The organism is Pseudomonas sp. FP198 (genome assembly GCF_030687895.1).
Taxonomy (GTDB): Bacteria; Pseudomonadota; Gammaproteobacteria; order Pseudomonadales; family Pseudomonadaceae; genus Aquipseudomonas.
This window is the reverse complement of record NZ_CP117452.1, coordinates 808,353-835,202: the sequence shown is the minus strand read 5'-3', so window position 1 is coordinate 835,202 and position 26,850 is coordinate 808,353. Positions and strand designations below refer to the sequence as shown.

Annotated in this window: 15 protein-coding genes and 2 pseudogenes; 12 read left to right on the top strand and 5 right to left on the bottom strand. The window is 62.5% G+C overall.

Annotated elements, in window-relative coordinates; translation table 11 throughout:
• Positions 1 to 34 precede the first annotated feature (34 nt).
• From PSH78_RS26570 to PSH78_RS03890, 4 genes and pseudogenes are all read left to right on the top strand, one after another.
• Positions 35 to 9,677 (top strand): annotated as a pseudogene (locus PSH78_RS26570) (hemagglutinin repeat-containing protein).
• Positions 9,674 to 10,477: a hypothetical protein gene (locus tag PSH78_RS03900; RefSeq protein ID WP_305498618.1), complete on the top strand. Its 804-nt coding sequence runs from the start codon at positions 9,674 to 9,676 to the stop codon at positions 10,475 to 10,477. Before PSH78_RS26570 ends, PSH78_RS03900 begins: the two are co-directional and overlap by 4 nt.
• Before the next feature lie 337 nt (positions 10,478 to 10,814).
• A complete protein-coding gene (locus tag PSH78_RS03895) occupies positions 10,815 to 11,294 on the top strand; it encodes an Lrp/AsnC family transcriptional regulator (protein WP_305498616.1) in 480 nt (159 codons plus the stop codon).
• 226 nt (positions 11,295 to 11,520) lie between these two features.
• Positions 11,521 to 11,730, top strand: coding sequence for a DUF2788 domain-containing protein (locus tag PSH78_RS03890; RefSeq protein WP_305498615.1), 210 nt, complete (start codon positions 11,521 to 11,523; stop codon positions 11,728 to 11,730).
• Here the strand turns inward: PSH78_RS03890 and PSH78_RS03885 are convergent.
• The 4 genes from PSH78_RS03885 to PSH78_RS03870 form a co-directional block, all read right to left on the bottom strand.
• Positions 11,725 to 12,291: a pseudouridine synthase gene (locus PSH78_RS03885; protein WP_305501176.1), complete on the bottom strand. Its 567-nt coding sequence runs from the start codon at positions 12,289 to 12,291 to the stop codon at positions 11,725 to 11,727. The two genes, PSH78_RS03890 and PSH78_RS03885, sit on opposite strands and share 6 nt — an antisense overlap.
• Positions 12,292 to 12,436: 145 nt before the next feature.
• On the bottom strand, positions 12,437 to 13,936 hold the full coding sequence (gene amn, locus PSH78_RS03880; RefSeq protein ID WP_305501175.1) for an AMP nucleosidase: 1,500 nt from the start codon (positions 13,934 to 13,936) through the stop codon (positions 12,437 to 12,439).
• 175 nt (positions 13,937 to 14,111) lie between these two features.
• On the bottom strand, positions 14,112 to 15,761 hold the full coding sequence (locus PSH78_RS03875) for an acyl-CoA dehydrogenase family protein (RefSeq protein WP_305498613.1): 1,650 nt from the start codon (positions 15,759 to 15,761) through the stop codon (positions 14,112 to 14,114).
• 73 nt (positions 15,762 to 15,834) lie between these two features.
• Positions 15,835 to 18,219, bottom strand: a complete 2,385-nt coding sequence (locus tag PSH78_RS03870) for a hybrid sensor histidine kinase/response regulator (RefSeq protein ID WP_305498612.1) — start codon at positions 18,217 to 18,219, stop codon at positions 15,835 to 15,837.
• Between the two features lie 446 nt (positions 18,220 to 18,665).
• On the opposite strand from PSH78_RS03870, the gene PSH78_RS03865 reads away from it, so the two are divergent.
• The 4 genes from PSH78_RS03865 to PSH78_RS03850 all read left to right on the top strand — a co-directional run bounded on the left by PSH78_RS03865 (position 18,666) and on the right by PSH78_RS03850 (position 22,190).
• A complete protein-coding gene (locus tag PSH78_RS03865; RefSeq protein WP_305498611.1) occupies positions 18,666 to 19,463 on the top strand; it encodes a hydroxymethylpyrimidine/phosphomethylpyrimidine kinase in 798 nt (265 codons plus the stop codon).
• Positions 19,464 to 19,478: 15 nt separating this feature from the next.
• A complete protein-coding gene (gene thiE, locus PSH78_RS03860) occupies positions 19,479 to 20,105 on the top strand; it encodes a thiamine phosphate synthase (protein WP_305498610.1) in 627 nt (208 codons plus the stop codon).
• Positions 20,106 to 20,132: 27 nt separating this feature from the next.
• On the top strand, positions 20,133 to 21,416 hold the full coding sequence (gene hemL / locus PSH78_RS03855; RefSeq protein ID WP_305498609.1) for a glutamate-1-semialdehyde 2,1-aminomutase: 1,284 nt from the start codon (positions 20,133 to 20,135) through the stop codon (positions 21,414 to 21,416).
• Between the two features lie 219 nt (positions 21,417 to 21,635).
• Positions 21,636 to 22,190: a tetratricopeptide repeat protein gene (locus tag PSH78_RS03850; protein WP_305498608.1), complete on the top strand. Its 555-nt coding sequence runs from the start codon at positions 21,636 to 21,638 to the stop codon at positions 22,188 to 22,190.
• A gap of 141 nt (positions 22,191 to 22,331) precedes the next feature.
• Here the strand turns inward: PSH78_RS03850 and PSH78_RS03845 are convergent, their stop codons facing one another.
• Positions 22,332 to 22,661 carry a DUF1820 family protein gene (locus PSH78_RS03845; protein ID WP_305498606.1) on the bottom strand — a complete coding sequence of 110 codons (330 nt, stop codon included), beginning with the start codon at positions 22,659 to 22,661 and terminating at the stop codon, positions 22,332 to 22,334.
• A gap of 286 nt (positions 22,662 to 22,947) precedes the next feature.
• Between PSH78_RS03845 and miaB the strand changes: the two genes are divergently transcribed.
• From miaB to PSH78_RS03825, 4 genes and pseudogenes are all read left to right on the top strand, one after another.
• Positions 22,948 to 24,276 carry a tRNA (N6-isopentenyl adenosine(37)-C2)-methylthiotransferase MiaB gene (gene miaB, locus PSH78_RS03840; RefSeq protein WP_305498604.1) on the top strand — a complete coding sequence of 443 codons (1,329 nt, stop codon included), beginning with the start codon at positions 22,948 to 22,950 and terminating at the stop codon, positions 24,274 to 24,276.
• A 215-nt stretch (positions 24,277 to 24,491) separates the two neighbouring features.
• Positions 24,492 to 25,499 carry a PhoH family protein gene (locus PSH78_RS03835; RefSeq protein ID WP_305498603.1) on the top strand — a complete coding sequence of 336 codons (1,008 nt, stop codon included), beginning with the start codon at positions 24,492 to 24,494 and terminating at the stop codon, positions 25,497 to 25,499.
• Entirely contained in the window at positions 25,492 to 25,950 is a 459-nt protein-coding gene (gene ybeY / locus PSH78_RS03830) for an rRNA maturation RNase YbeY (RefSeq protein ID WP_305498601.1), read from the top strand. Before PSH78_RS03835 ends, ybeY begins: the two co-directional genes overlap by 8 nt.
• 40 nt (positions 25,951 to 25,990) lie before the next feature.
• A pseudogene (locus PSH78_RS03825) lies at positions 25,991 to 26,831 on the top strand (HlyC/CorC family transporter).
• Positions 26,832 to 26,850: the final 19 nt, after the last annotated feature.

The following is a 26,850-nucleotide window of genomic DNA, read 5'->3' as shown; positions in this document are numbered from 1 at the left end:
ATCCGATTCGCACTTGTCAATGGAAGACTCACACATGGACGTCCGTACCCCACTGTCTCAATGCATCGCCCTGTCCCTGGCCTCGATTGTGCTGCTCAATCCCCTGGTCGTCGCAGCAGCGGGCCTCACCGTCGACGCGGCAGCGGGTGGCAAGACCAGCATTGGCGCGGCGGGCAACGGCGTACCGGTAATCAATATCAACGGTGCCAATGGCAGCGGGCTGTCCCATAACAAGTTCACCGACTACAACGTCGGCCAGAATGGCGTCATCCTCAACAACGCCACCGGCAAGACCCAGCGCACGCAACTGGGCGGCATCATCCTGGGCAACGACAACCTCAAAGGCCAGGCCGCACAGGTGATCCTCAACGAAGTCACCAGCGGTAATCGCAGCCACATGGCCGGCTACACCGAAGTCGCCGGGCAAGCGGCGCGCGTCATTGTCGCCAACCCCAACGGCATCACCTGCAGCGGCTGTGGTTTCATCAACACCCCGCGCGCGACCCTGACCACCGGCAAACCCGTCCTGGACGGCGAGCGCCTGGACCGCTTCCAGGTCGACGGCGGTGACATCAGCATCGAAGGCACCGGCCTGGATGCCAGCGAGGTCGACCAATTCGAGCTGATCACTCGCAGCGCCAAGCTCAACGCCAATATCCATGCGAAGAACCTCAACGTGGTGACCGGTCGCAATGACGTCAACGCCGAGAACCTGAGCGCCACCGCTCGCGCCGACGATGGCAGCGAAAAACCGCAACTGGCCATCGACAGCTCGGCACTGGGCGGCATGTACGCCGGGGCGATACGCCTGGTGGGCACGGAGAAAGGCGTAGGGGTACGCCTGGCCGGCGACATGGCCGCCAGCGCCGGCGACATCCAGGTCGACGCCAACGGCAAGGTCAGCCTGAACAATGCCAGCGCCAACCAGGCAATCGCCGTGAACGGGCAGAGCGTGGATGTTCAGGGCAAGGTTTATGCCGGCACCCAGGTCGATATCAAGACCCCGGGCAACGTGACAATCAGCAAGAGCATCGCTGCCCGGGACAAGGTCGCCATTACCAGCGCCAGCAAGGTAACCAACGGCGGCATCATCGAAGCCGGGGTCAATCCGGACAACACGCGCAACCCGACCGGCGACGTCGCCCTCACCGCGCGGCAACTGAGCAACACCGGTACGGTGACTGCCAGTCGTGGCCTCCAGGTGCAGGCCACCGAGTTCATTGACAACCAGAACGGGATTCTCCAGGGCGCCATCGTCGGCCTGACCAGCGATCGCCTGGTCAACCAGGGTGCCGCAGCGCGGGTGCTGGGCGTGAACTCGCTGTCCCTGGTGACGCCTGCCATCGTCAACCTGGGCGGCCTGATCCGTTTCGGTGACGGCCAGTCCGCCATTCTCAACCTCAACAGCCTGGATAACACCGACGGCCGTATCGAATTGGCCGGCGCAAGCCTTGAACTGAACGCCAGGCAACTGAATAACCTGCGCGGCTCGGTAATCGCCGACCAACTGAAAGTAACCGCTGATCGCCTGGGCAACCAGGCCGGCCTGATTGCCGCCAGCGTCGGCCAGGCAACCATCAAAGTCGCCGGCCAGCTCGACAACACCGGCGGCACGCTACAAGCGCAGGGCCTGCTGGAAATCGGCGCCGCCAAGGTGCTCAACCAGGGCGGCAAGATTGTCGCCGATCATTTGCAACTGACCGCAGATCGCCTGGACAACAGCGCCAATGGCTTGCTCAGCGCCGAGCTGGGCAATACCGACCTGACGATCGCTCAAGAATTGCTCAACAACGGTGGCCGGATCCAGGCAACCGCTGCCATGAACGTGGACGCGGCCAGCGTGGACAACACCGGCGGCACCCTGGTGGGCAAAAAAATGACCTTGGTCAGCCACGGCGCCCTGAACAACCAGCAGGGCAAGATCGGCGCCGAAGACCTTGTCATCAACGCGCAGGACCTGGACAACACTGAAGGCCTGCTGCAAGGCACGAGCGTCGCAACCCTGACTGCCCGCGACCTGGACAACTTCAAGGGCACCGTCAACGGTGGACAACTCACCACCCACCTGCGCAACCTCACGCGCAACACCCAAGGCGTGCTCAGCGCAGAGACCGGCAAGCTGAGCATGATCGTGACGCAGCAACTGGCTAATAACGCCGGTCACCTGCAATCCAGGCTGGGCGATCTCGACATCACCTCTGCCGGGCTGGACAACCAGCAAGGTGTGATCACCGGCAGGCAGTTGCTGATGACTCAAACCGGCCTGCTGGACAACCGTGGCGGCCGCATCGTCGGTGACCAACTGACCCTCAACGCCGGACGCATCGATAACCGCGCCGAGGGTTTGTTATTGGCCGGTGCCGGCGGCGCATTGCTGACGCTGCGCGACCAAGGCGCAACGCCCGGGCAACTTCTCAACAATCAAGGTCGCGTACAAAGCGACGGTCATTTGCAGGTCAACGGCAGCGTTATTGACAACCAAGCCGGCGTGTTGCTCGGCCAAAGCGTAGGCGTCACCGCCACTCAATTGGACAACAGCGCGAAGGGTGCGGTGATTGCTACCGGCGGATCGATCGGCCTGGCAGTCTCAGGCGTGCTGAACAATGCCCTGGGCTTGATCGACGGCGGCGAGTCATCGGTATTGGTGACCCAGGCCAGCCGAGTGGATAACCAGGGCGGCACGCTGACCGGCAAGCGCCTGGATGTTCAAGGCACGGTTGTGGATAACCGCAAGGGCCAGTTGCTGTCCGGCGTCGATGGCCTGAAGGTCACCGCCACCACCCTGGACAACAGCGAAGGCCTGGTGCTGGCGCAGGCGGGTCATGTGGACCTGCAACTTGCCCAGGGTGCCCTGGATAACCAGGGCGGCGCTGTGCAGGGCAACAGCATCGAGGTAGCGGCCGCAACGGCGAACAACAGCGCACTGGCCGGCAAGGCCGGGCTCATCAACGCCCAGGCTGGAAATTTGAAACTGCTGGTCGACCAGTTGACCAACCAGGCCGGCCGCCTTTATGCCCAGGGCCTGCTCGACAGCCAGGGCTCTACCCTGGATAACCGGGCGGGTGGCGAGATCAGCGCGAAAAACCTGACCCTCAGTGCCTCGAACATCTACAACCAGAGTGGCCTGATCGAGTCGGGCGGCAACTTGCTGTTGACCGGCGGCAACCTGGAAAACGCCACCGGCCGTATCCGCGCCATTGGCGGCGACCTGAGCCAGATCCTGCTGAGCGGCGCCCTGAACAACCAGGGCGGTTCCATCGGGATCACCAGCCAGGCTCTCAACCTCAAGGCCGCCGCGCTGAACAACCAGGCCGGCAGCATCGAGCACGCCGGGACGGGACTGCTCAAGGTCGACCTGGCCAGCCTCACCGGCAACCAAGGCAGCCTGATCGGTCTTGGCAGCGGTGACCTGGACATAACCTCGGTCGATGGCACCGGGCGCCTGCAACTCAACGGCGCACTGGACGTGGCCGTGAATGGCGATCTCAAACTGTTGGCCGGCGATCGCATCGCCAGTGCCAGCGGCCTTGCACTGAGCGCCGCGACACTGACCAGCAGCGGCGAAATACTCAGCGACGGCGACCTGGGCCTGACGCTCACCGGGGACTTCAACAACGCCGGCCTGCTGTCGGCAGCCAAGGCCGTCAGCCTCTCGGCCGGCAACCTGCTCCAGGATAACGGCCGCATAGCCAGTGGCGGCGATACCACGCTTGAGCTGCGCGGCCGGCTGGACAACCTGGGGCGCCTGATCGCCAACCAGAACCTCAAGGTCCAGGCGACCCAGGTCAGCAACCGCGGCACCCTCGGCGCAATGGGCCAGCTCGACATCTTCGCCGGCGGCGGCATCAGCACCCTCGGCCAATACCCTGATCTACAGCGGCGCCGACATGAACCTGCGCGGCGCCACCCTGAGCAACCTCTACGGCGACATCTACAGCAAGGGCAACCTGAGCTTCGCCGGCCTCGACGGCGGCCAGGCGCAAAGTCTCAGCAACCGCTCGGCGAACATCGAAAGCGAAGGCGACATGAACCTCAATGTCGCCAGCCTGGAAAATACCAAGGATGAGTTCGAACTCGGCGAATCGCTGGTCAGTCGCCGCATCGACATCAACTGCACCGATTGCTCCGGCGACCACCACACCGCGACATTCATCGTCAACAGCACTTACTTGGGCAAAATCATCAAGGATTCTCCTGGCGCGCGACTGATTGCCGGGCGTGACCTGTTGATCAACGCCGGCACGGTGGAGAACAAACAAAGCCTGATAGCAGCCAACCGCGACGCCTTCGTCAACGCCACCAATTTCTACAACCGTGGCGCCACCCTCGACCAACGCGTGGAAAGCACTACCTACTTCCTGCACGGTGTGAAGCAAGGCGACTTCCGTTGGGCAGAGTCCAACGCCCACGCCTGGAACGCCGCCAATGCCGGCAGCGCTCCGGACCAGCAGCAACCGATTCCTGCGGCGATTACCCAGTACCCGCTCATTGGCCAGAGCAGCGTCGTGCATACCGGCACCCAGACCGCGAACGCCTCGACCCTGCAGTCCGGACGCCAGTTGAACCTCAACGTTTCCGGCAATATTGAAAACGGCACCCTGACCCAACAGGCCACCGCCCAACTGACCGGCCAGACCCTGAGCAACACGGTTGGCCTGCTCGGCGGCCAGACCATCACGGTCAACGCCTTGGGCAGTGGCGGCAGCACCCAGGTAGCGGCCGATGTCCGCCGTGTCGAGCGCGTCACCGCCGACGGCAGTACCCAGGTCAGCTTCGTGCCCGTGGACTTCGCGGGCGTTCCTTTCGTTGCGGTCGACCCTACGGCGCTTGCCACTTACCGCTTGCCGGAAGGTGACTATGGCCTGTTCGTACGCAGCCAGAATCCGAACAGCCGTTATCTGATCGAGACCAACCCGAACCTGACCAACCTGTCGCGATTCATGAGTTCCGACTACATGTTCGGCCTGCTGGGCTACAACGACGACCGCAGCTGGCGTCGACTGGGCGATGGCCTGTACGAGACCCGCCTGATTCGCGAAGCGGTGCTGGCCCAGACCGGTCAACGCTTCCTCGCGGGCAGCCTGACCAGCGACTACGACCAGTACCAATACCTGATGGACAATGCCGTCGCCTCCAAGGATCAGTTGCAGTTGAGCGTGGGCGTCGCCCTGACTTCCCAGCAAGTAGCCGCATTGACCCACGACATCGTCTGGATGGAAACCCGCCGGGTGCAGGGCCAGGATGTATTGGTACCGGTGCTCTACCTGGCCCAGGCCGAATCGCGCAACCTGCGTGGCGGCAGCCTGGTACAAGCCCGGGATATCAACCTGTTGGCCGGCAATGACCTGACCAGCGTCGGTACGCTGCGAGCCAGCAACGACCTGACGGTCGAAGCCGGCAACAACCTTTATCAAGGCGGCCTGGCGCAAGCCGGCGAGCGCGTCAGCCTGATGGCCCAGAACAGTATTCGCAACGCCCTGGGCGGCGAAGTGCGCGGCAATCAGGTCGACCTTAACGCAATCAAAGGCGACATCGTCAACGAACGTGCGGCCATGCAGGTGCTCTACGGTTCGGGCTCGCGGACCAACCTCGACCAAGGCAGCCTGATCAGTGCCCGTCAGCAATTGAACGTCAACGCCGGACGTGACCTGACCAACAAGGGCCAGATTCACAGCGACGGCAACGCGAGCCTGAACGCCGGCCGCGATGTGGAAATGCTCGCGGTAACGGATCACACCTTTACCCAGAGCGCGATCCGTCGTGGCCTGGTCACCAACGACACGGTGAAAAACCTCGGCTCCAGCGTGACCACCGGTGGCGACCTGGCCGTCACCGCCGGGCGCGACATGGCAATTGTCGCAAGCCAGCTCAAGGCGGGTCATGACATGGCACTCAAGGCCGGGAATGACATGGCGATCATCTCGGCGCTGGACGAACAGTCCTCGACGTTCTACCAGAAGAAAAAAGGCTCCTGGGGTAAAAGCAAGACCACCCAGAGCGCTGACTCGGCGACCACCAACGTAGCGTCTCGCCTCGAAGCCGGACACGACCTGACCGTCAACATCACCCAGGACAAGGACGGGCGCATCGGTCTCACCGGCGGACAGGACGTGAGCGTGATCGGCAGCCAGCTCAAGGCCGGAAATGATCTGCTGGTGGGCGGTGCTGGCAATGTGAACCTGATGTCGGCGCAAGAGCAGGCCGACAGCAGTTACAGCGTGAAGAAAAAAGGCAGCTTCGGCCTGAGCAAAAGCGGCAACAGCCGCAGCTCCAGCAGCATCACTCAGGTGGGCAGCGAGTTGAACGCCGGCAATGACACGGTGGTGGTCGCGGGCAGCAACGTCAACCTGTCCGCCAGCCGAGTCGATGCCAGACGCGACGCCGAACTGCGTGCCGGGATGATCAACCAGAATGGCGACGTCAACCTGATGGACGCGGCCAATGAGTCAACCAGCCACAGCGAGAAGTACAAGAGCAAAATCGGTTTCAGCACTTCCGGCAATTTCATTTCCGTCGCCTCGGCAAAAAAGGCCGGTCAGGAAAACCTGCAGACCCAAAGTGTCGGTAGCCAGGTCACGGGTGGGCGCGACGTCACCGTACAGAGCATCCGTGATGTGAACATGATCGGTAGCACCGCCGAGGCCGGGCGCAATCTGCAAGTCGGTGCCGGCCGCGACGTCAATGTGTTGGCCGGTAGCAACAGCCAGGACCAGAGCAACTGGAAATCCACCAAGCAGGCCGGCCTGTCACTGGAAAGCGACCGCAACGGCTTCACCGCGTTTGCCGGGCGCGAAGCTACCAAGGTCAAGTCCCGCGATGCCCAGCAGACCGCCGCGGGCAGCCAACTGGTGGCTGGCCAGGACATGACCGTCCAGGCCGGGCGCGACCTGACCCTCGAAGGCGCGGGCGTGGACGCCGGGCGCGATATCAACCTGCAGGCCACGCGGGACATCAACGTCGATGCCGCCGATGAAACCTTCATCCAGGAACGCAGCAAGACGCGCGATCGCAACGGCCTGACCGTGAATATCAGCCACAACTACGGCAATACCAAGGATGCCATCAGCGGCACGGGTAAAGGCGAAGACAACGTCAGCAAGGCCTCCAGCGTGCTCAGCACCGTGGACGCCATCAACTCGTTCACCTCCGGCCCCACCAGCGCGACCCACTTCGGCTCGGCCAGCCAGGGCACCCGCTCGCGCTCGGAAATCCGCGACAACATCCCCTCGACCCTGAGCGCCGGCCGCGACATCAATGCGGTCGCCGGTAACAATCTCAATGTCCGTGGCAGTCAGTTCGAAGCCGGGCGCGACATCACCCTGGTGGGCAAGAACGTCAACCTGGATGTGGCCCGTGGCGAGATCAACGAAGAGAGCCAGACCACCCGCAGCCAGGGCGGCATCAACGGCCAGAGCGGTGGCGGCAGTGCCCGCGCCGGGATCGGCGGCAGCAATGGCGTAGCCAGCGAAGAGATGACCCAGGGCACCAACAACCCGAGCGTGCTGCTTTCCGGGCGTGACACCAATATCGAGGCCAGCGAGAACCTGAACATGGTCGGGACCCAGGTGATCGCCGGCCACGACATCGACCTGCGTGCCGGCAAGGACCTGAACATCCGCGCCGCGCAGAACGACTCCAACAGTCAATCCACCCGCCGCAGCGGTGGCGGCGAGGTCGGCCTCGCCCTGGGCGGCGAGGACTTCATCGCGGTCTACGCCAGCGTCGACATGGGCAAGGGCAAGCTGGAGCGCGAGACTGAGAAACAGCAGACTGCCTACCTCTATGCGGGGAACCAGTTGCGCTTCAACAGCGGCAACGACACCACTATCGCTGGCGCGAACCTGCGCGCCAACGAAGTGGTTGGCCGCGTGGGCAGGGACCTGCTGGTGTCGTCGGTGCCGGACACCGGCAAAGTCAGCGGCAAGCAATTTGATGCCAGCGTCACCGTCAGCATCGGCCTGGCCGGTGGCGGTGGGGTCAGCGGCTCGGTGGGTGTGGGCAAGACCACCGGCAAGACCAACTGGGTGGAGCAGCAAACCAGCATCACCGGTAAAAACGGCGTGGATATCCGCACCGAGAAGCACACCCAGATCGACGGCGCGCTGATCGCCGCCGATAACGGCAAGCTCAAGCTCGACACCAACACCCTGGGCTTTCGCAACATCAACGGCGAGGACAAGGAGCACAGCTACTACGTCAATGTCGGCGGTGCCTTTGGTTGGGGCGCAGACGCGGGTGACGGCGCCAAGGCCACCGGCGGCAAGGATGTGGCGTTCACCGGCGACAAGAGCCTGAGCGGCGCGCCCAAGGAAGGTTTCAACGGCTGGAGCGTGAGCGGCTACGACTACCGCAAGGAGCGCGAGCAGGACGTGCGCGCCACCGTCGGCGCGGGCAACATCATCGTGCGCAACGACGCAGTGACCGGACAGGATTCCATCGCCGGCCTCAACCGTGACCTGACCAAGGCCTACGACATCACCCGGGACAAGGAAAAACGCACCGAGCTCTACGTGAGCGAGTCGTCGCTCAATTCGGTAGCCAACCCGTCGCAGACCCTGGATCGGTGGAAAAAAGGGCTGCAGGACTATGGCAAGAACAGCTCTGATCTGTTCAAGAACTACGGCAACCTGACCAAGGCCACCGAGCAGGCGCTGGCTGAAAATCCAGGCCTGGCACCTCTGGCCTGGATTCCGGGCGTGATGCAAAGCGCCATGGACAAAACCTCGTACGGGACCCTGGGCCTGATGCCGGGCGTTATCAGCCATGGTGGCGTAGCCACGCAGTTGCCTGTGCTGCTCAGCGGAGACATGAGTTTCTACCGCACCGAGTTGGTCTATCAGAAAGATGCCAATGGCAACGTTGCCATGGACCCGGAAACCGGCAAGCCCCTGCTGGACCTGACAAAGACCAAATTCGACATGATCCTGCGTCCCGATGCGCCGGGAGCGGTTGCCACCAACGGCATCCAGAACTCGTTCGAGGCGGCGTTGGTCAACGGCGGCATGCAAACCGGCCGCGACAACTATATGCAGGCCTACAACCCGGAACACGGCTTCCTCGGCGACCTGTTGGAATCGGCGTGGGACGTGAACCTGGGCGACATCAAGCGTTCCGGTAACGCCCAGCAGCTGCATGAGTTCTATCAGTCAGGCATCGACCAGGGCTTCAAGTTGGACCTGGTCGGCCACAGTCAGGGGGCGTTGCTTACCTACCGTGCCCTCGACGGCCTGGATTTCAGCAAGAACCCCGGCAGCATCCAGCTCTCCGGTGCACCGGTATACGCGCAAAAGTTCTTTACCGCCGCGGAGAAAGCCGGCTTCAACACCACCGATAACGCGGTGTTCCAGGTCAACCGGCCAGACAAGCAGGTGTTCTTCGGCATGTTGCCCATGACCGACTCGGTGTCCGACTTCCTGGGACGCAACGCGATGAATTCCAACGATCCGATCAGTCGTTTCCTCGGGGCCGTATTCACCCTTCCGGGCCTCATGGGTAAGGAAAGCCCACACTCCAATTACCTGTGCCAGGTTCAATCGATGTGCGGAAACGGCGCCAGTCAATTGCAGCAAGACTTCAAGAACGGCACCACCACCAATCCGGACGGAACCAAGAGCAAGACTTACATCGTGCCGACCTTTATCGACAAGAACGGCAACGCTTTCGGCGCTTCACTTTGAAGCCAAGGCGACTTGCCCTGCTGTTGCTGCCCATGACCTTGTGGGGTTGTGGGCAGACGCCGTTGGTATACGAAGACGATCGACGCCTGAGCCGTATGTTGTGTGAAGTGGGAGAACAGCGGGTGACGCTCAGTCCGCGCTTCTCTTATGACCTGCCCGGGCCGCTGCGACACACGGCCTGCGGCACGCTGAAAAGCGGCTTCACCTACGACAAGCGCCGCGATATACAGTCGGCAGGCGCCTCCGGCAGCTTTCGCGCAGGTGAGCTTGAAGTCCTGGCGTCATCACTGTTCCTGATCGTAGAGGGCCGGCTCGATGGCGACGTAGAGGACCTCTATTCTCCCGAGCAATTTCTGCAGAACAAACGAGCACTGATGGATCTGGATTTAAACGAGCCTCGCCCACAAGAGATCGACTGGGTCGCTCGCCAAGGGATGCGATGCCTGCGCTTTCACAACGTATGGCACAGCCCGACGGGTACTTGGGAAGAGGTCGTCAAGTACTGGTGCTGGGAAAACCAGAGCGGTCTGCAGCAGCCTTTCCATGTACGTGCTGGTCAGCGCTTGCCCGAAGGCGCCCGGGGCTACGATCTGGACGAGGCGTTCATCCAGCCTTTCTTCCAGAGCCTGAAAATGAATCGCCTGTCCGAGGCTCAAGTGGCCGAAGCCAACGCGCGCATCCAGGCCGCCTGCGCCCATGTCAAATCCCGCTACGACCAGCACCTGAATTGGGGCGCCGATTACCCGGACAAACGCCTGACCCACCAGCGCCTGCGTGCTTGCGGTTATGCGCAGCCCTAGGCGGGCGCAGGAAAGCCGCCCATAAAAAAGGGAGGCCCGTCGGCCTCCCCTTGAGAATCTAGTCCGTGCGCGACGCTTGTGGCATCGGCTCACCTCACGCCGTCTTCTGGACAGTGTGCAGCTCGGGGGTCTGCCAGTACCGATGGGTACTGCGACCGCAGCCGGCCTGATTGGGCGGGCTGCACTGGACTGTTTGTCCGAGCAGTGATCTTGGTGGTAAGCATAGGCCCGAGGCGTCGACAGATGATTGCTAAGATTGCTTGAATAAACACTACTTGCGCAATTTTTACCCTTGGATGGATAATCTTCCGCAATTAACCGGATAAAGGCCCGCTCAATGAGCAAACTCGACCGTTACGACCTGAGCATCCTGGCGGAATTGCAGCGCGACGCGCGCATCTCGAACCAGGAATTGGCCGAGCGCATCGGCCTGTCGCCCTCCCCCTGCTCGCGGCGGGTCAAGCAATTGGAAGACGACGGCTACATCACCCGCCAGGTTGCCCTGCTCGATCGCAAGATGCTCGGCCTGAGCCTGACCGCCTACGTGCTGATCGGCATGGACCGGCACACCCCCGACCGCTTCGAGACCTTCGAAGCCGCGATCCGCAACCTGCCGCAGGTGCTTGAATGCAGCCTGGTGACCGGCATCGACGCGGACTACCAGCTGAAGGTGGTGGTGCCGGACATGGATCATTACCAGAAGCTGCTGCTGGGCCACCTGACCCGGATTGAAGGCGTCACCAGCGTGCGTTCGAGTTTTGTGCTGAACCAGGTGCTCAACAGCACCGAGCTGCCGCTTACCCACCTGCGCAGCTGAGAGCTTATGTGGCGAGGGAGCTTGCTCCCGCCGGGTTGCGCAGCGACCCCAAATCTCGAGCGGTTTGCGACTGCTGCGCAGTCGAGCGGGAGCAAGCTCCCTCACCACAAAAAACAGCCCATGATTATCCGGGCTGCGACACACCGCCGCAGCCCGATCCTGCGCCCCGCCGCCATGCCGTATACTCGCCCTGCCTTCTCAACCCCGCCCACGCCGGAGTGCGCCGATGGATCCTGCTGTTTTCGAAGAGTGGATGATGACCGGACTGGTCAGCATCCTGATCATTTTCATGGGGTTCATCGTCTGGGACCTGGCGAAGAAATCCAAGGCCGGGCGTTTCGGCTCGTTCATCCTGTTTTTCGTGCTCGGCCTGGGCGTGGCGGCGTTCATCATCAAGAGCGTGGTGATCGGCCTGATCGAATCCGGCTCGTTATAAACGCGCCGGTACCTCTTTCCATTGGCCCTGATCGAGCCCTTCGATCGTCCAGTCACCAATCCTGACCCGCACCAGGCGCAGGGTTGGCAGGCCCACCGCGGCGGTCATGCGCCGCACCTGACGGTTGCGCCCTTCGCGTATCACCAGTTCCAGCCAACTTGTCGGCACGCTTTTGCGAAAGCGCACCGGTGGATTGCGCGGCCATAATTGCGGTTCGTCCAGCTGACGGGCCTCGGCCGGCAGCGTCATGCCGTCATTCAATTCCACGCCATCGCGCAAGCGCTGCAATTGTTCGCTGCTCGGTTCGCCCTCGACTTGTACCCAGTACGTCTTGGCCAGCTTGTGCTTGGGATCGGCAATGCGCGCCTGCAACTGGCCGTCATTGGTCAGCAACAGCAATCCTTCGCTGTCGCGGTCCAGCCGACCGGCCGGATAGATGCCCGGTACGTCGATGAAATCCTTGAGCGTGGCGCGCCCTTCGCCGTCGCTGAATTGCGTCAGCACGTCAAAAGGCTTGTTGAACACGATCAGTTTCGCTTCGGCCGGCGGCGCCTTGGCCACACGGCGCGGGGTGGAAGCGGGAGGCTTCGCGCCAGGGCGGCGGGAAGCGGGGCGTGGAGGACGGGGCATGGCAGCAAGAATATCCAACGGTCGAGGCCGACATGCTAGTGGCCCGACCGTTAAATAACCACCGTTCAGGACGGCATCAGCGGAACGGTGGCTCGTCGAAGCTGCGCAGTTTGCGCGAGTGCAACGAGTTGAGTTCGTTGCGCAACAGGTCCAGCGCCGCGATCCCGATCTTGAGGTGCTGGTTGACCGCCCGCTCATAAAACGCGTTGGCCGAGCCTGGCAGCTTGATCTCGCTGTGCAGCGGCTTGTCCGAGACGCACAGCAACGTGCCGTACGGCACCCGCAAGCGATAACCCTGGGCGGCGATGGTGCCGCTTTCCATGTCCACCGCCACCGCGCGGGACAGGTTGATCAGCGGACGCTCCTGGGCCCAGCGCAATTCCCAGTTGCGGTCGTCGTAGGTCAGCACGGTGCCGGTGCGCAGGCGTTTTTTCAGCTCGTCGCCTTTTTCGCCGGTGATGTTCGCCGCCGCCTGCTGCAGCGCCAGCTGCACTTCGGCCAGGGCCGGGATCGGGATGTTCGGCGGCACCACGCGGTCGAGGATGCCATCGCGGCGCATGTAGGCGTGGGCCAGGACGTAATCGCCGATTGTCTGGGACTGACGCAGGCCGCCGCAGTGGCCGATCATCAGCCAGCAATGCGGACGCAGCACGGCCAGGTGATCGGTGATGTTCTTGGCATTGGACGGACCCACGCCGATGTTCACCAGGGTCACGCCGTGGCCATCGCTGGCTTGCAAGTGATAGGCCGGCATCTGGTAGCGATGCCAGACCACGCCAGCGGCGATGGCCGAGGCTTCACCGTGATCCATGTTCTTGTCGATGATCACGTTGCCCGGCAGCACCATGCGCACGAAACGCGGATCGCTGCGCAACTGCTCCAGCCCGTGGACGATGAACTGGTCGACATAGCGGTGATAGTTGGTCAGCAGGATCCAGGGCTGCACATGGCGCCAATCGCTGCCGGTGTAATGCACGAGCCGGCGCAGGGAGAAATCCACCCGCGCGGCGTCGAACAGCGCCAGGGGCAGCGGGTCGGTGTTTTCCCAATCGTAGAGGCCATCGGCGATGCCATCGGTGGCGGCCGACAGGTCGGTGCTGGGGAACACCCGCGCCAGCACCGCCGCAGTCACGCCGGAACCGGCCAGTTCATCGCCCTGCTCCACCACATACGGGTACGGAATGTTCTGCTCACTGACGCCCACCTCGACGGTGACGGTGAAGTCGTGCATCAGCGGGACAAGCTGTTCGAGCAGGTATTTGCGAAATGCCGCCGGGTGGGTGACGGTGACGCTGTAGGTGCCCGGCAGCTGGACCTTGGCGTAGGCGCGGGTGGTCTGCGGGACTTCGCCATGGCAATGGTAGGTCAGGCGCAGGGCCGGATAGCGGAACAATGCGCGTTGCTCGGCATCCGGCTCGATGCGGTCCTTGAGATAACGCTTGAGCGCCTGGTTCAGCGCGGTGGTCGCACGCTCGTGCAGGGCCGCCAGCCGGTCCACGGCTTGCTCGGCGGTTTGAACGACAATAAACGCTTCGGTCACGATCAGCTTCCTGTGTTCTGACTTGCAGGCCTTCATCTTGCCTGCATCGTGGGCCGACGGGAACAGTGGCGTATTGGCGCGCGCGATCATTCACCGACAATCCCTGTGGGAGCGAGCTTGCTCGCGATAGCGGTGTAACAGCCATCACAGCGGTTGGCTATGACTATGCCATCGCGAGCAAGCTCGCTCCCACAAGGGTTTCGCGGTACCCCTAGAAGCCGTGCGGCGTCGAGCGGGCGACGATGGCTTCGACATTCAGGCCGCGGGGCAACGCGCCGTAGACCCGGCCAGTGGAACCCAGCCGGCTGGCGATGAAGGCATCGCTGACGTCGCCGTTCCCCGCTTCCAGCAGCAGCTTGGCTTGCAGGCCGACGGCGATGTCTTCGGTCAATTGCCGGGCACGATACTGGATGTCATCGGTGTCCTTGAACGCTGCGTGCAACCGGTCGATATGGGCCGCCAGGCGTTGATCCCCATGGCCGTCGCCCAGTTCGTCGAACAGCACTTCCAACACACCCGGCTCTTTGGACAGAGCGCGCAAGACGTCAAGGCATTGCACATTGCCGGAGCCTTCCCAGGTCGAATTGACCGGTGCCTCGCGGTACAGGCGCGGCAGGATGCTGTCCTCGACGTAGCCGGCGCCGCCCATGCATTCGGCCGCCTCGTTGATCATTGCCGGGGCGCGTTTGCAGATCCAGTACTTGCCCACCGCCGTCACCAGCCGGGCGAATTTGGCTTCATGCTCATCGTTCAAATGATCCAGCGCCCGGCCCATGCGCAAGCTCAGCGCCAATGCAGCTTCGCTTTCCAGGGCCAGGTCGGCGAGTACGTTCTGCATCAGCGGCTGCTCGCTCAGCAACTTGCCGCCGACCTTGCGGTGCGCGCAATGGTGACTGGCCTGGGTCAGGGCCTGGCGCATAAGGGCACTGGAGCCGACCATGCAGTCGAAGCGGGTCATGGCGACCATCTCGATGATCGTCGGCACGCCTCGGCCCTCTTCGCCGACCATCCAGGCCAGCGCACCGCGGAACTCCACCTCGCTGGAGGCGTTGGAGCAATTGCCGAGTTTGTTTTTCAAACGCTGGATGTAGAACTGGTTGCGGGTGTCATCAGGGCGGTGGCGCGGCAGCAAAAAGCAGGTCAGGCCTTTGTCGGTCTGGGCCAGGGTCAGGAAGGCATCGCACATCGGCGCCGAACAGAACCACTTGTGGCCCACCAGCTCATAGGCCTGGCCCGGACCGCTGGCGCCCACCGGATACGCCTTGGTGGTGTTGGCGCGCACATCGGTGCCGCCCTGCTTCTCGGTCATCGCCATACCGAGAGTGACCCCGGCCTTGTGGGCCATGCCGACGTTACGTGGATCGTATTCGGTGGCGAGCACTTTCGGCAGCCAGCGCTCGGCCAGGTCCGGTTGCAGGCGCAGGGCCGGCACACTGGCAAAGGTCATGGTCAACGGACAACCGGTGCCGGCTTCGGCCTGGCTGTGCAGGTACGTCATCGAGGCGCGGGCGACATGCGCGCCAGGTTGCGGATGGGCCCACGGCAGGCTGGGCAGGCCATGTTCGATGGCGGTGCGCATCAGCTCGTGATAGGCAGGATGAAATTCCACCAGGTCGATACGATGGCCGTAACGGTCGTGGCTGTAAAATATCGGCTTGTTCTGGTTGGCCAGGAACCCCGCCTCCATCAACGGCCCGCCGGCCAGGGCACCGTAGGCATCGATCCGCGCCTGCGCCCACCCTGCGCCGAAACGCCGCGACCACTCTTGCAGTGGCAGGTCGATACGGTACAGGTTGACGCCATCCAGGGACGGTGGCTGATTGGTGACGTCGTGGGTTTCGGCGAACTGGTGCAGGTTCATGACGGGGCTCCTTGGTCGGCCAACAGAGGTCAGTTAAGCACCGCCTCCTGGCCGATCAAAGTGGCATATCCGCCTAAGTACCGGCGCTTTCACCCTGCTTCGGACAAAGTACCCGTCGTTGCAGAATCGCCTGCAGTGCTTCGAATTTCACCGGTTTGCTCAGGTAATCGATCAGGCTACCCGCGGGGCAATGCGCCTGGTCCACGTTCGGGCTGACCACCAGCACGGGTAAATCCTCGCAGCCTGACAACGCACGGATCTGACAACAGACCGACACGCCATCCGATGGTGTCGACTGGCAATCGAGCAGCACCGCGTCAAAACTGTCGCCCTGCAGCAGCTCCAGCGCCGCGCGGCCACTGTCAGCGGTGCGTACTCGGTAGCCAAGCTTGAGCAACATGCCGCGCATCACCAGTTGGTCGATGTTGTTGTCGTCGGCCAGCAGCACCGTGCAATCCTGGGGCAACCGCGCAGCCCGGCGTCCGCCGCCAGGAAACGTTGCCGGGACGGCCACAGGCAATGCGATGTCAAATTCCACGTCCAGCTGGAAGCGGCTACCGCGCCCCGGCTCCGAGGTATGGGTCAGGCGCCCGCCGAGCAATTCGACCAGTTGCCGACAAATCGCCAGGCCGACGCCGAGGCCGCCGTATTCGCGGGTCATCGAGCCGTCGAGCTGGAAAAAACGCTGGTACAGGGTCGCCTCCCCCAGATCGGTAAAGCCGATGCCGGTATCGATCACGGCGAAAGACAGCACCAGGCGATCGAGCTCCGACGTCCGGCCACTGACCCGCAGCGCGATGCCACCGACGCGGGTGAACTTGATGGCATTGTCCAGCAGGCACTCCAGGCACTGGGCCAATTTACCGCTGTCACCCAACAAGCGGTCCGCCAGGCCGGGCGCTATATCGACCTTGAAATCCAGGCCCTTGGTCGCCGCGTTGGCGCCAAACTGCACCTGCAGGGCCTCTATCACACTGCGCAGGCTGAACGGCGCCGGATAGACCTTGAGCTTGCCGGCCTGCAACTCGGTGAGGGTGAGCATGCCGTTGACCATGCGCATCATGTCCCGCGCGGAACCGGCTGCGGTCTGCTGATACTGGCTGAGCTCCTCGTCCATCTCGACGGTTTCCATCAGTTCCAGGCAACCGATCACACCATTCATCGGCGTGCGCAGCTCATGGGTCAACGTGGCGAGGAATTCATCCTTGAGCTTGTTGCCCTGGGCCAGTTGCTGGTTCAGCACTTCGAGTTTCTGCCCGGCGTCGAACAGCGTCTGCGCCTGCTGCTCGCGCATGGCGTTGATGCGGTCCGCCAGGGCCAGGGACAACAGCGCCACCTCGATTGCAGAGCCGATCTGGCTGGCGTACATGGTCAGGAAGATGTTCGGCAGGTAACCCAACACCATCATCGTATTGACGACGCCCCCCAGCAGAAACGCCGACCAGGCGATAATGAAGTAACGCGCCACCCGCAGCCCCCGCCACCAGGCGAACAAGCCGGCGGCGAAAATCACCACGGTGAACACCAGGGCCAGCGCCGTCGCCAGGCGCAGCGCCAGCGCATAGCTGGTCATCAACGACAGGCCCACCACCACCGCGCCGTAGGCAATCAGCGCGAGCAGCAATCGGTCGAGCCAGCGGCTGTGCTGGGCGGTTTGCAGGAAACTGCGGGCGAACTGACTGCCAAACACCCCCGCGCAACCGATGAAAAACGGCGTCGCGGCGTTGGCCCACCAAGGGTTGTCCGGCCAGAAATACTCAACCGCCGCGCCGTTGACCGACAATTGATAGAGGCCGAACGAGGCGATATAGAAGATGTAATAGAGGTAACTGGTGTCGCGCACGCTCAGGTAGATGAACAGGTTGTAGACCAGCATCCCCAGCAGTACGCCATAGATGATGCCCAGCACATACAGACGCACCGGCTGCTGTTCCAGGTACGCGGTGCTTGACCAGAGCGTCAACGGAGCCTGGATCGAGCCCTGGCTTTGCAAGCGCAGATACACGGTCTGGCGTTGATCGGGTTGGAAATCCAGGCTGAACAGGTAATTGTTCTGGCGCACCTCGCGACTGGCGAACGGCAAGGCATCGCCGGTCTGGCGAACCAGGCGATACGCACCTTGCGCATCGGCCAGGTACAGGTCCAGGCGGTCCAGCGGCGGATACGCCAGCTCCAGCAGCCAGGTGCGCTGGGCGCCGGGATTGCCCGGGCGGTAGTGCAAGTCGATCTTCAGCCAGAACGCCGAGCGCGAATACCCTGCGTTCAGCGTGGCTTGGTCGTGGGGTTTGAAGCGCCCGGCCGCGGCCTGGGCCAGGACATCCTCGAGGGTGGCCGTGCCGCTGGCGTCCTCGAACACCTGCAAGGCATGGCCCAAGGGCAGGCTTCGGGTAGATTCATCGAATTCAAGGGCGCTTGCCAAGGGGGACAAGCACAGCAGCAACATCAGCAAATAGCGCATTAAAGCCCCAGCGTGGCCTGTCCGGTTGAGTCAGGAAGCCCCCCATTCCCTGAGTAGACGTAAAACCGGCATTACCTGTTATTGGTTGGATCCATCCGTAGCATAGCCGTTGATGGCCAATTTGCACCATTGAAATTTTTCCGACAAAAGGCTCTAGCACGGGCGTCTCAGCGCCAAGCGTTGAGATAGAGCTGTTGCTTTGGTCAGGTCTCTGAATTGATCTGATAAAAACGCCCACGAAGATGATTTCCCGTGGCGAGGGAGCTTGCTCCCGCTGGACCGGGCTGGCGCTCCAGTGCGCAGCGCTCCCAAAAGCCGGGGGTCGCTTCGCGCCCCAGCGGGAGCAAGCTCCCTCGCCACAAAAACAGTCGCCAGCAGGAAATCTCGCGTAAAACCCTCAGAGCCCGATCACCGATAAATGGGGTTTGGTGATAAGCTCGCGCACCATGAATATCTACAACTCCCGCCCCGTTGTCCTCTGTCTCTCCGGCCACGACCCCAGTGGTGGCGCCGGCTTGCAGGCAGATATCGAAGCCCTGCTCGCCCAGGGTTGTCATGCCGCCCCGGCCGTTACCGCGTTGACCGTGCAGGACACGGTCAATGTCAGCGATTTCCGCGTACTCGATCGCGAGTGGGTGCTGGCCCAGGCCAATGCCGTGCTCAACGATTCGCCCGTCGCGGCGGTCAAGCTGGGGATGCTCGGCTCGCTGGAAATGGTCGACACCGTGGTCGAGCTGCTCCAGGCGCATCCACATCTGCCGATGGTCTGCGACCCGGTGCTGCGCGCCGGTGGTGGCGGACGGCTGGGCAAGGATGAAGTCGGCTACGCCATGCGCGAGCGCCTGCTGCCGCTGGCGATCATCGCCACGCCCAACCTTCCTGAAGCACGCATTCTCGCCGAACTGCCGGAAGGCAGCGCCGATGAATGCGCCGAAAAACTGCTGCCCTTCGTCAAGCACCTGCTGATCACCGGCGGTCACGGCGATGAACATGAAGTCCACAATCGCCTGTACAGCCGCGACGGACGCCGCGAGACCTTCACCTGCCAGCGCTTGCCCGGCAGCTATCACGGTTCCGGCTGCACCCTGGCCAGCGCCTTGGCCGGCCGGCTGGCCCAGGGTGAACAGCTCTCCAGCGCGGTGAAGACCGCGCTGGATTACACCTGGCGCACCCTGCGCGATGCCGAACAACTGGGCAAAGGCCAGTTCGTCCCGCGTCGCCTGCCGCTGGATTTCTGCTCGTAGCAAAGGAGCCGTGGAATGAAACTACGTGGCCTTTATGCCGTCACCGACAGCCAGTTGCTGGCCGGCAAGTTCCTCGCCTATGTGGAAGCCGCGCTGGAAGGTGGCGTGACCCTGCTGCAATACCGCGACAAAAGCAGCGACGAGGCCCGGCGTCTGCGCGAGGCCGAGGCGCTGCGCAACCTGTGCGAGCGCTACAAGACCCAATTGATCATCAACGATGACGCCGAACTGGCCGCACGCCTGGGCGTCGGCGTCCACCTGGGCCAGACCGATGGCCCGCTGGCGCCGGTACGGGCGTTGCTGGGGCACAAGGCAATCGTCGGCGCCACTTGCCACGCCAGCCTGGAACTGGCCGAACAGGCCGTCCGGGAAGGCGCCAGCTACGTCGCGTTCGGGCGCTTCTTCAACTCCAATACCAAGCCCGGGGCGCCCGCCGCAAACCTTGAACTGCTCGAACAGGCCCGCATCAAACTGCATATACCGGTGTGCGCCATCGGCGGCATCACCCTGGAAAACGCCGCCCCGCTGGTGGCCCATGGCGTCGACCTGCTCGCGGTGATCCATGGCCTGTTCGGCGCCGACAGCACGGCTGAGGTGACGCGCCGCGCCCGCGCCTTCAACGATCTGCTGCAAACCAAATAGTCATTTCCCGATTTCGAGAGCCCTACCATGTCCCGTTCCGAAACCCTGTTTGCCAACGCTCAGAAACACATCCCCGGCGGCGTGAATTCACCCGTTCGTGCGTTCAAGAGCGTCGGCGGCACCCCGCTGTTCTTCAAGCACGCCGAGGGCGCGTATGTCACCGACGAAGACGACAAGCGCTACGTCGACTACGTGGGTTCGTGGGGCCCGATGATCCTCGGCCACAGCCATCCGGACGTGCTGGACGCGGTGCGCAAGCAACTGCAACACGGCTTGTCCTATGGCGCGCCGACCGCGATGGAAACCGAAATGGCCGATCTGGTCTGCGCCATCGTGCCATCGATGGAAATGGTGCGCATGGTCAGTTCCGGCACCGAGGCAACCATGAGCGCGATCCGCCTGGCGCGCGGCTACACCGGGCGCGACAGCATCATCAAATTCGAAGGCTGCTACCACGGTCACTCCGACAGCCTGCTGGTCAAGGCCGGCTCAGGCGCGCTGACCCAAGGCGTGCCCAGCTCGGCGGGCGTACCGGCGGCATTTGCCAAACACACGCTGACCCTGCCGTTCAACGATCTCGAAGAAGTCGAGAAAATGCTCGGGGAAGTCGGCCAGGAAGTGGCCTGCATCATCGTCGAGCCGGTGGCCGGCAACATGAACTGCGTGCCGCCAGCGCCGGGTTTCCTCGAAGGCCTGCGCAGCCTGTGCGACCAGCACGGCGTGGTGTTGATTTTCGACGAAGTGATGACCGGCTTCCGCGTCGCCCTCGGCGGTGCCCAGGCTCATTACGGCGTGACGCCGGACCTGAGCACCTTCGGCAAGATCATCGGCGGCGGCATGCCGGTAGGCTGCTTCGGCGGCAAGCGCGCGATCATGGAATGCATCGCCCCGCTGGGCCCGGTCTACCAGGCCGGGACATTGTCGGGCAATCCGCTGGCCATGGCCGCCGGCCTGACCACCCTGCGCCTGATCAGCCGTCCGGGTTTCCACGCCGAGCTGAGCGACTTCACCACTCGCCTGCTCGACGGCTTGCAAGTACGCGCCGATGCGGCGGGCATTCCGTTCGTCACCACCCAGGCCGGCGGCATGTTCGGCCTGTACTTCAGTGGCGCCGATGACATCGTGACCTTCGACGACGTGATGGCCAGCGACGCCGACCGCTTCAAGCGCTTCTTCCACCTGATGCTCGAGGGCGGCGTCTACCTGGCGCCAAGCGCGTTCGAGGCCGGCTTCACCTCCATCGCCCATGGCGAGGCCGAGTTGAAGATCACCCTCGACGCGGCCGAGCGGGCCTTTGCTGCGCTGAAGTAAACGTGTGGACGACTGACGCTGGCTGACACCAGCGTCAGTGATTGCCCATTGCCCCGGGATGCCTTTTTCCAGGTATTTGCCCAACGAGTGGCCGCTATCGTTCCCTCGCAGCAGAAAAACGAGTAAAGACTTTGTAAGGATGGCCCTGCTTATTTCATAATGCGCGCTTATTGGATCCCCCGGAGGGTCCACGCGCCCCTCAGAGGTAAGTCGATTCCCATGAACCGCACCGGCCGCACCCTTGCCTTGGGCTGCCTGTTGCTCCTTCAGCCCCTGCTCGCCAACGCACAGGCAGGCGGCAACTCGTTGTTGATCCCGGCGATGGGCCGTTGCACGCTCAACACCCAGCCACAAGATCTGGCACCGGCACTCGACGCCTGTCGAAAAGCCGCCGACGAGGGCGATGCCCAAGCGCAATATGAGCTGGGCGAGTTCTACTATGACGGCAAGGCCGCGCCCCGCGACCTCAAGCAAGCCCTCGACTATTTCGAAAAAGCCTCGCTGCAAGGCCACGCCCAGGCGCAATTCAAGCTTGGCGGCATGTTCTTCCATGGCGAAGGTGTGCCGGCCAACAACGTCCAGGCTTACATCGTCTTGAAGATGGCGGCGGTCAACGGCGCCGAAGAGGCACTGGACACCGCCGACGAAGTCGCCGAGCAGATGCCCCGCGACGAGCTGGAAGTAGCGACCCAGGTGCTGGGACAGATCTTTCGCAAATACCTGATGGAGCTGCAGAACGCCGACGGGCGCACGCCGTTTTCGCCGCTGCCCTGATTATTGCTTCGGCCTGGATGGCCTCATCGCGAGCAAGCTCGCTCCCACAGTAGGATCTCTGTAGACACAAAATTTGTGTACGCCAGCATTCCATTGTGGGAGCGAGCTTGCTCGCGATTGGGGGCAACCCGGTGCTGAGTCTTACTTGTCAGGCATCGGCATCGGAAACGGCATGACATTGCCGACCGCGCCACGGGCTTCGCTGATTTTCGGCGTGCCCAGGCGCTCGACCTCGTCGATGCGCACGATCGAGTGCATCGGCACGAAGCTGCGCACCACGCCTTCGAACTGCGCCTTGAGCTTCTCTTCGCTCGGGTCGACGACCACTTGCGTGCGCTCGCCAAAGACGAATTCCTCGACCTCCAGGAAGCCCCACAGATCACTCTGATAGATCTGTTTGGCGTACATTTCGAACACCTGGCCCTGGTTGAGGAAAATCACCTTGTAGATTGGAGCTTCACGTTTGGTCATGGCTGGCGAAACACATCGGCGGGTAAAAATGAGGGCGCGAACTATAGCATAGCCACTGCTCGCGCAGCGGTAGGAACCCGGTGGCCTGTACGGTTAATTCGCGCACTCAAATTCGAGTGCCAGGGCTTGCCAGGCAAGGCGCCATGACGAGTCGTAGCCCGCTACGGCGAGGAATGGCAACGCAGCCTGGTAAGTCCTGGCGCCGAAGTTGAGTGCGCGAATTAGCCACACAGGCCACTATTTCCCTATAATGCGCGGTTCTTTGAATCACGTGATGAACCCGTCCATGGCCAAGAAGCTTTACATCGAAACCCACGGTTGCCAGATGAACGAGTACGACAGCTCGCGCATGGTCGATCTGCTGGGTGAACACCAGGCCCTGGAAGTCACCGCCCGCGCGGAAGACGCGGATGTGATCCTGCTCAACACCTGCTCGATCCGCGAACGCGCCCAGGACCGGGTGTACTCCCAGTTGGGCCGTTGGCGCGAACTGAAGCTGGCCAAGCCGGACATGGTCATTGCCGTGGGCGGCTGTGTCGCCAGCCAGGAAGGCGCGGCCATTCGTGACCGCGCGCCCTACGTGGACGTAGTCTTTGGCCCACAGACCCTGCACCGCCTGCCGGAAATGATCGACGCCGCGCGCAGCACCAAACTGCCGCAAGTAGACGTCTCGTTCCCGGAAATCGAAAAATTCGACCACTTGCCCGAACCGCGTATCGATGGGCCTAGCGCCTATGTCTCGGTGATGGAAGGCTGCAGTAAGTACTGCACGTTCTGCGTCGTACCCTACACCCGCGGTGAGGAAGTCAGCCGTCCCTTCGATGACGTGATCGCGGAGATCATCCACCTGGCGGAAAACGGTGTGCGCGAAGTGACCCTGCTGGGGCAGAACGTCAACGGCTACCGCGGGCTGACCCATGACGGTCGCCTGGCGGACCTTGCCGAACTGATCCGCGTCGTGGCGGCGGTGGACGGCATTGACCGCATCCGTTACACCACCTCACACCCGCTGGAGTTTTCCGACAGCCTGATCCAGGCCCACGCCGAGGTCCCCGAACTGGTCAAGCACCTGCACCTGCCGGTGCAATCGGGTTCCGACCGGATCCTCGCGGCCATGAAGCGCAACCACACGGCGCTCGAATACAAATCCAAGCTGCGCAAATTGCGCGCAGCGGTACCGGGGATCTGCATCAGTTCGGATTTCATCGTCGGTTTCCCCGGCGAAACCGAGAAGGATTTCCAGCAGACCATGAAGCTGATCGAGGATGTGGGCTTCGATTTCTCCTATTCCTTTGTCTACAGCCAGCGCCCCGGCACGCCGGCGGCGGACCTGGTGGACGAGACGCCGGAGGAAGTGAAAAAGGAGCGACTCAATGCCTTGCAGCACCGCCTGAACCAGCAAGGTTTCGAGATCAGCCGACAAATGGTCGGCTCCATCCAGCGGATCCTGGTGACCGATTACTCGAAAAAAGACCCGGGCGAATTGCAGGGGCGCACCGAGAATAACCGTATCGTCAACTTCCGCTGCGACACTCCGGCATTGATCGGCCAGTTCGCCGACGTGCACATCGACGCCGCGCAACCGCACTCCCTGCGCGGTTCGCTGGTTCAGTAACGACACTATCCCATGTGGGAGCGAGCCTGCTCGCGAAAGCGCTATTGAGGTCAATATCGAGGTTGGATGTGACATCGCTTTCGCGAGCAGGCTCGCTCCCACACCGGTCGTGGCGAGCCTGTTGTCAGATTGCACCGCTTAAGAGCTTTCGCACCCAGCCTACTGGCGTTATCCTTGATTTCATCTTAATTGCCCCTGGGCGGCTAAAAACGACCTTGAACGCACCCATCGAACCACATCGTTTCATTCTCGAGCCCTTCGAGGCTCGCCGCTTCGCCAATCTGTGCGGGCAATTCGACGAGCATCTGCGCTTGATCGAACAGCGCCTGGCCATCGAGATCCGCAACCGCGGAAACCAGTTCGAGCTGATCGGCGAACCCAAGCACACCTCCTCCGCGGAAAACCTGCTGCGCCGCCTCTATCGGGAAACCAAGGCAAGCGAGCTGTCGCCGGACCTGGTCCATCTGTTCCTGCAGGAATCGGCTGTCGAGGAACTCGACAACCCAGCCCCTGCGGAACCTGCGGTGGCCCTGCGCACGAAAAAAGGCATGATTCGCCCGCGCGGCCTGAATCAGCAGCGCTACGTGAAGGAAATCCTCGCCAACGATATCAATTTCGGTATCGGCCCGGCCGGCACCGGCAAGACCTACCTGGCCGTGGCCTGTGCGGTCGATGCGCTGGAGCGCGAACAGGTGCGACGCATCCTGCTGGTGCGCCCGGCCGTCGAAGCCGGGGAAAAGCTCGGCTTCCTGCCCGGCGACCTTTCCCAGAAAATCGACCCATACCTGCGCCCGCTCTACGACGCACTGTATGAAATGCTCGGTTTCGAATACGTCGCCAAGCTGATCGAACGCCAGGTCATCGAGGTTGCGCCACTGGCCTACATGCGTGGCCGCACCCTGAACAACAGCTTCATCATCCTCGACGAAAGCCAGAACACCACCGTCGAACAGATGAAGATGTTCCTGACCCGGATCGGCTTCGGCTCCACCGCCGTCATCACCGGGGACATCACCCAGGTCGACCTGCCCCGCGGCACCAAGTCCGGGCTGAACCATGTGATCCAAGTGCTCAAGGATGTTCCGGGCATCAGCTTCACGCATTTCATGCCCAAGGACGTCGTGCGCCATCCGCTGGTGCAGCGCATCGTCGAAGCCTATGAACGCTTCGAGAATCGCCAGGAAGACGCGCCCGCCACCAAGGGCAACAGCCACGATGCTTGAACTCGACCTGCAACTGGCCAGCGAACATGCCGCCCCCGACGAGGCCCAATTCCGTCAATGGTGCGAACTGGCCCTGCGTCAGCGTAGCGCCGACTCGGAACTGACCATCCGCCTGGTGGACGAAGCCGAAGGCCGTGAGTTGAACCACACCTGGCGGCAGAAGGACTACGCCACCAACGTGCTGTCCTTCCCCGCCGACGTGCCCGACGAGCTGCTCGATATCCCGCTATTGGGCGACCTGGTGATTTGCGTCCCCGTGGTGGAGCGTGAAGCGGCGGAACAACACAAGACCCCTGAGGCCCACTGGGCTCACCTGGTGATTCACGGCTGCTTGCATTTGCTCGGTTACGACCATATGGAAGATGACGAAGCCGAGGAAATGGAAGCACTGGAACGAACGTTGCTTGCCGAGCTGGGTCATCCCGACCCTTATGCCGGCGACGAACACTGATACATCAACCTGTAACGACAAAGGATTCAGAGTAATCGCTATGAGCGAAGATCGATCGACCAACGGGCAGAAGTCATGGCTGGGCAAGCTCACCCAGGCTTTTGCCCATGAGCCGAAAAACCGCCAGGAGCTGCTGGAGCTGCTGCGCGATGCACACCAGAACAAACTGTTGGACAGCGAAGCGCTGGCCATCGTCGAAGGCGCCATCCAGGTCGCTGACCTGCAAGTGCGGGACATCATGGTCCCGCGCTCGCAGATGGTCAGCATCAAGGCGACCCAGACTCCCCGCGAATTCCTGCCGGCCGTGGTCGATTCCGCTCACTCGCGCTACCCGGTCGTCGGCGAGAGCCATGACGACGTCATGGGCGTGCTGCTGGCCAAGGATCTGCTGCCGCTGATCCTCCAGGAGAACGGCGACAGCTTCAACATCAAGGACTTGCTGCGTCCGGCCACTTTCGTGCCCGAGTCCAAGCGCCTTAACGTGCTGCTGCGCGAGTTCCGCGCCAATCACAATCACATGGCCATCGTCATCGACGAATACGGTGGCGTGGCCGGGCTCGTCACCATCGAGGATGTGCTTGAGCAGATCGTCGGCGACATCGAGGACGAACACGATGTCGAGGAAGACAGCTACATCAAGCCCCTGCCCAGCGGTGACTTCCTGATCAAGGCCCTGACGCCCATCGAGAACTTCAACGAGTTCTTCGACAGCGAGTTTTCCGACGATGAGTTCGATACCGTCGGCGGCCTGGTCATGAGCGGCTTTCGGGCACCTGCCCAAGCGTAACGAAACCACCGAGATCGGCTCCTGGCGCTTCCGCATCCTGAATGCCGACAGTCGCCGGATCCATCTGCTGCGCCTGTCACCCATTGCCCGTTAACCCCTGCGAGACCCGCTAA

Coding starts and splice junctions, on each gene's coding strand:
- PSH78_RS03895 (WP_305498616.1), top strand. CDS start 10,815: ATGAGCAAACTCGACCGTTACGACCTGAGCATCCTGGCGGAATTGCAG.
- PSH78_RS03890 (WP_305498615.1), top strand. CDS start 11,521: ATGGATCCTGCTGTTTTCGAAGAGTGGATGATGACCGGACTGGTCAGC.
- amn (WP_305501175.1), bottom strand. CDS start 13,936: ATGAAGGCCTGCAAGTCAGAACACAGGAAGCTGATCGTGACCGAAGCG.
- PSH78_RS03875 (WP_305498613.1), bottom strand. CDS start 15,761: ATGAACCTGCACCAGTTCGCCGAAACCCACGACGTCACCAATCAGCCA.
- PSH78_RS03870 (WP_305498612.1), bottom strand. CDS start 18,219: ATGCGCTATTTGCTGATGTTGCTGCTGTGCTTGTCCCCCTTGGCAAGC.
- PSH78_RS03865 (WP_305498611.1), top strand. CDS start 18,666: ATGAATATCTACAACTCCCGCCCCGTTGTCCTCTGTCTCTCCGGCCAC.
- thiE (WP_305498610.1), top strand. CDS start 19,479: ATGAAACTACGTGGCCTTTATGCCGTCACCGACAGCCAGTTGCTGGCC.
- hemL (WP_305498609.1), top strand. CDS start 20,133: ATGTCCCGTTCCGAAACCCTGTTTGCCAACGCTCAGAAACACATCCCC.
- PSH78_RS03850 (WP_305498608.1), top strand. CDS start 21,636: ATGAACCGCACCGGCCGCACCCTTGCCTTGGGCTGCCTGTTGCTCCTT.
- PSH78_RS03845 (WP_305498606.1), bottom strand. CDS start 22,661: ATGACCAAACGTGAAGCTCCAATCTACAAGGTGATTTTCCTCAACCAG.
- miaB (WP_305498604.1), top strand. CDS start 22,948: ATGGCCAAGAAGCTTTACATCGAAACCCACGGTTGCCAGATGAACGAG.
- ybeY (WP_305498601.1), top strand. CDS start 25,492: ATGCTTGAACTCGACCTGCAACTGGCCAGCGAACATGCCGCCCCCGAC.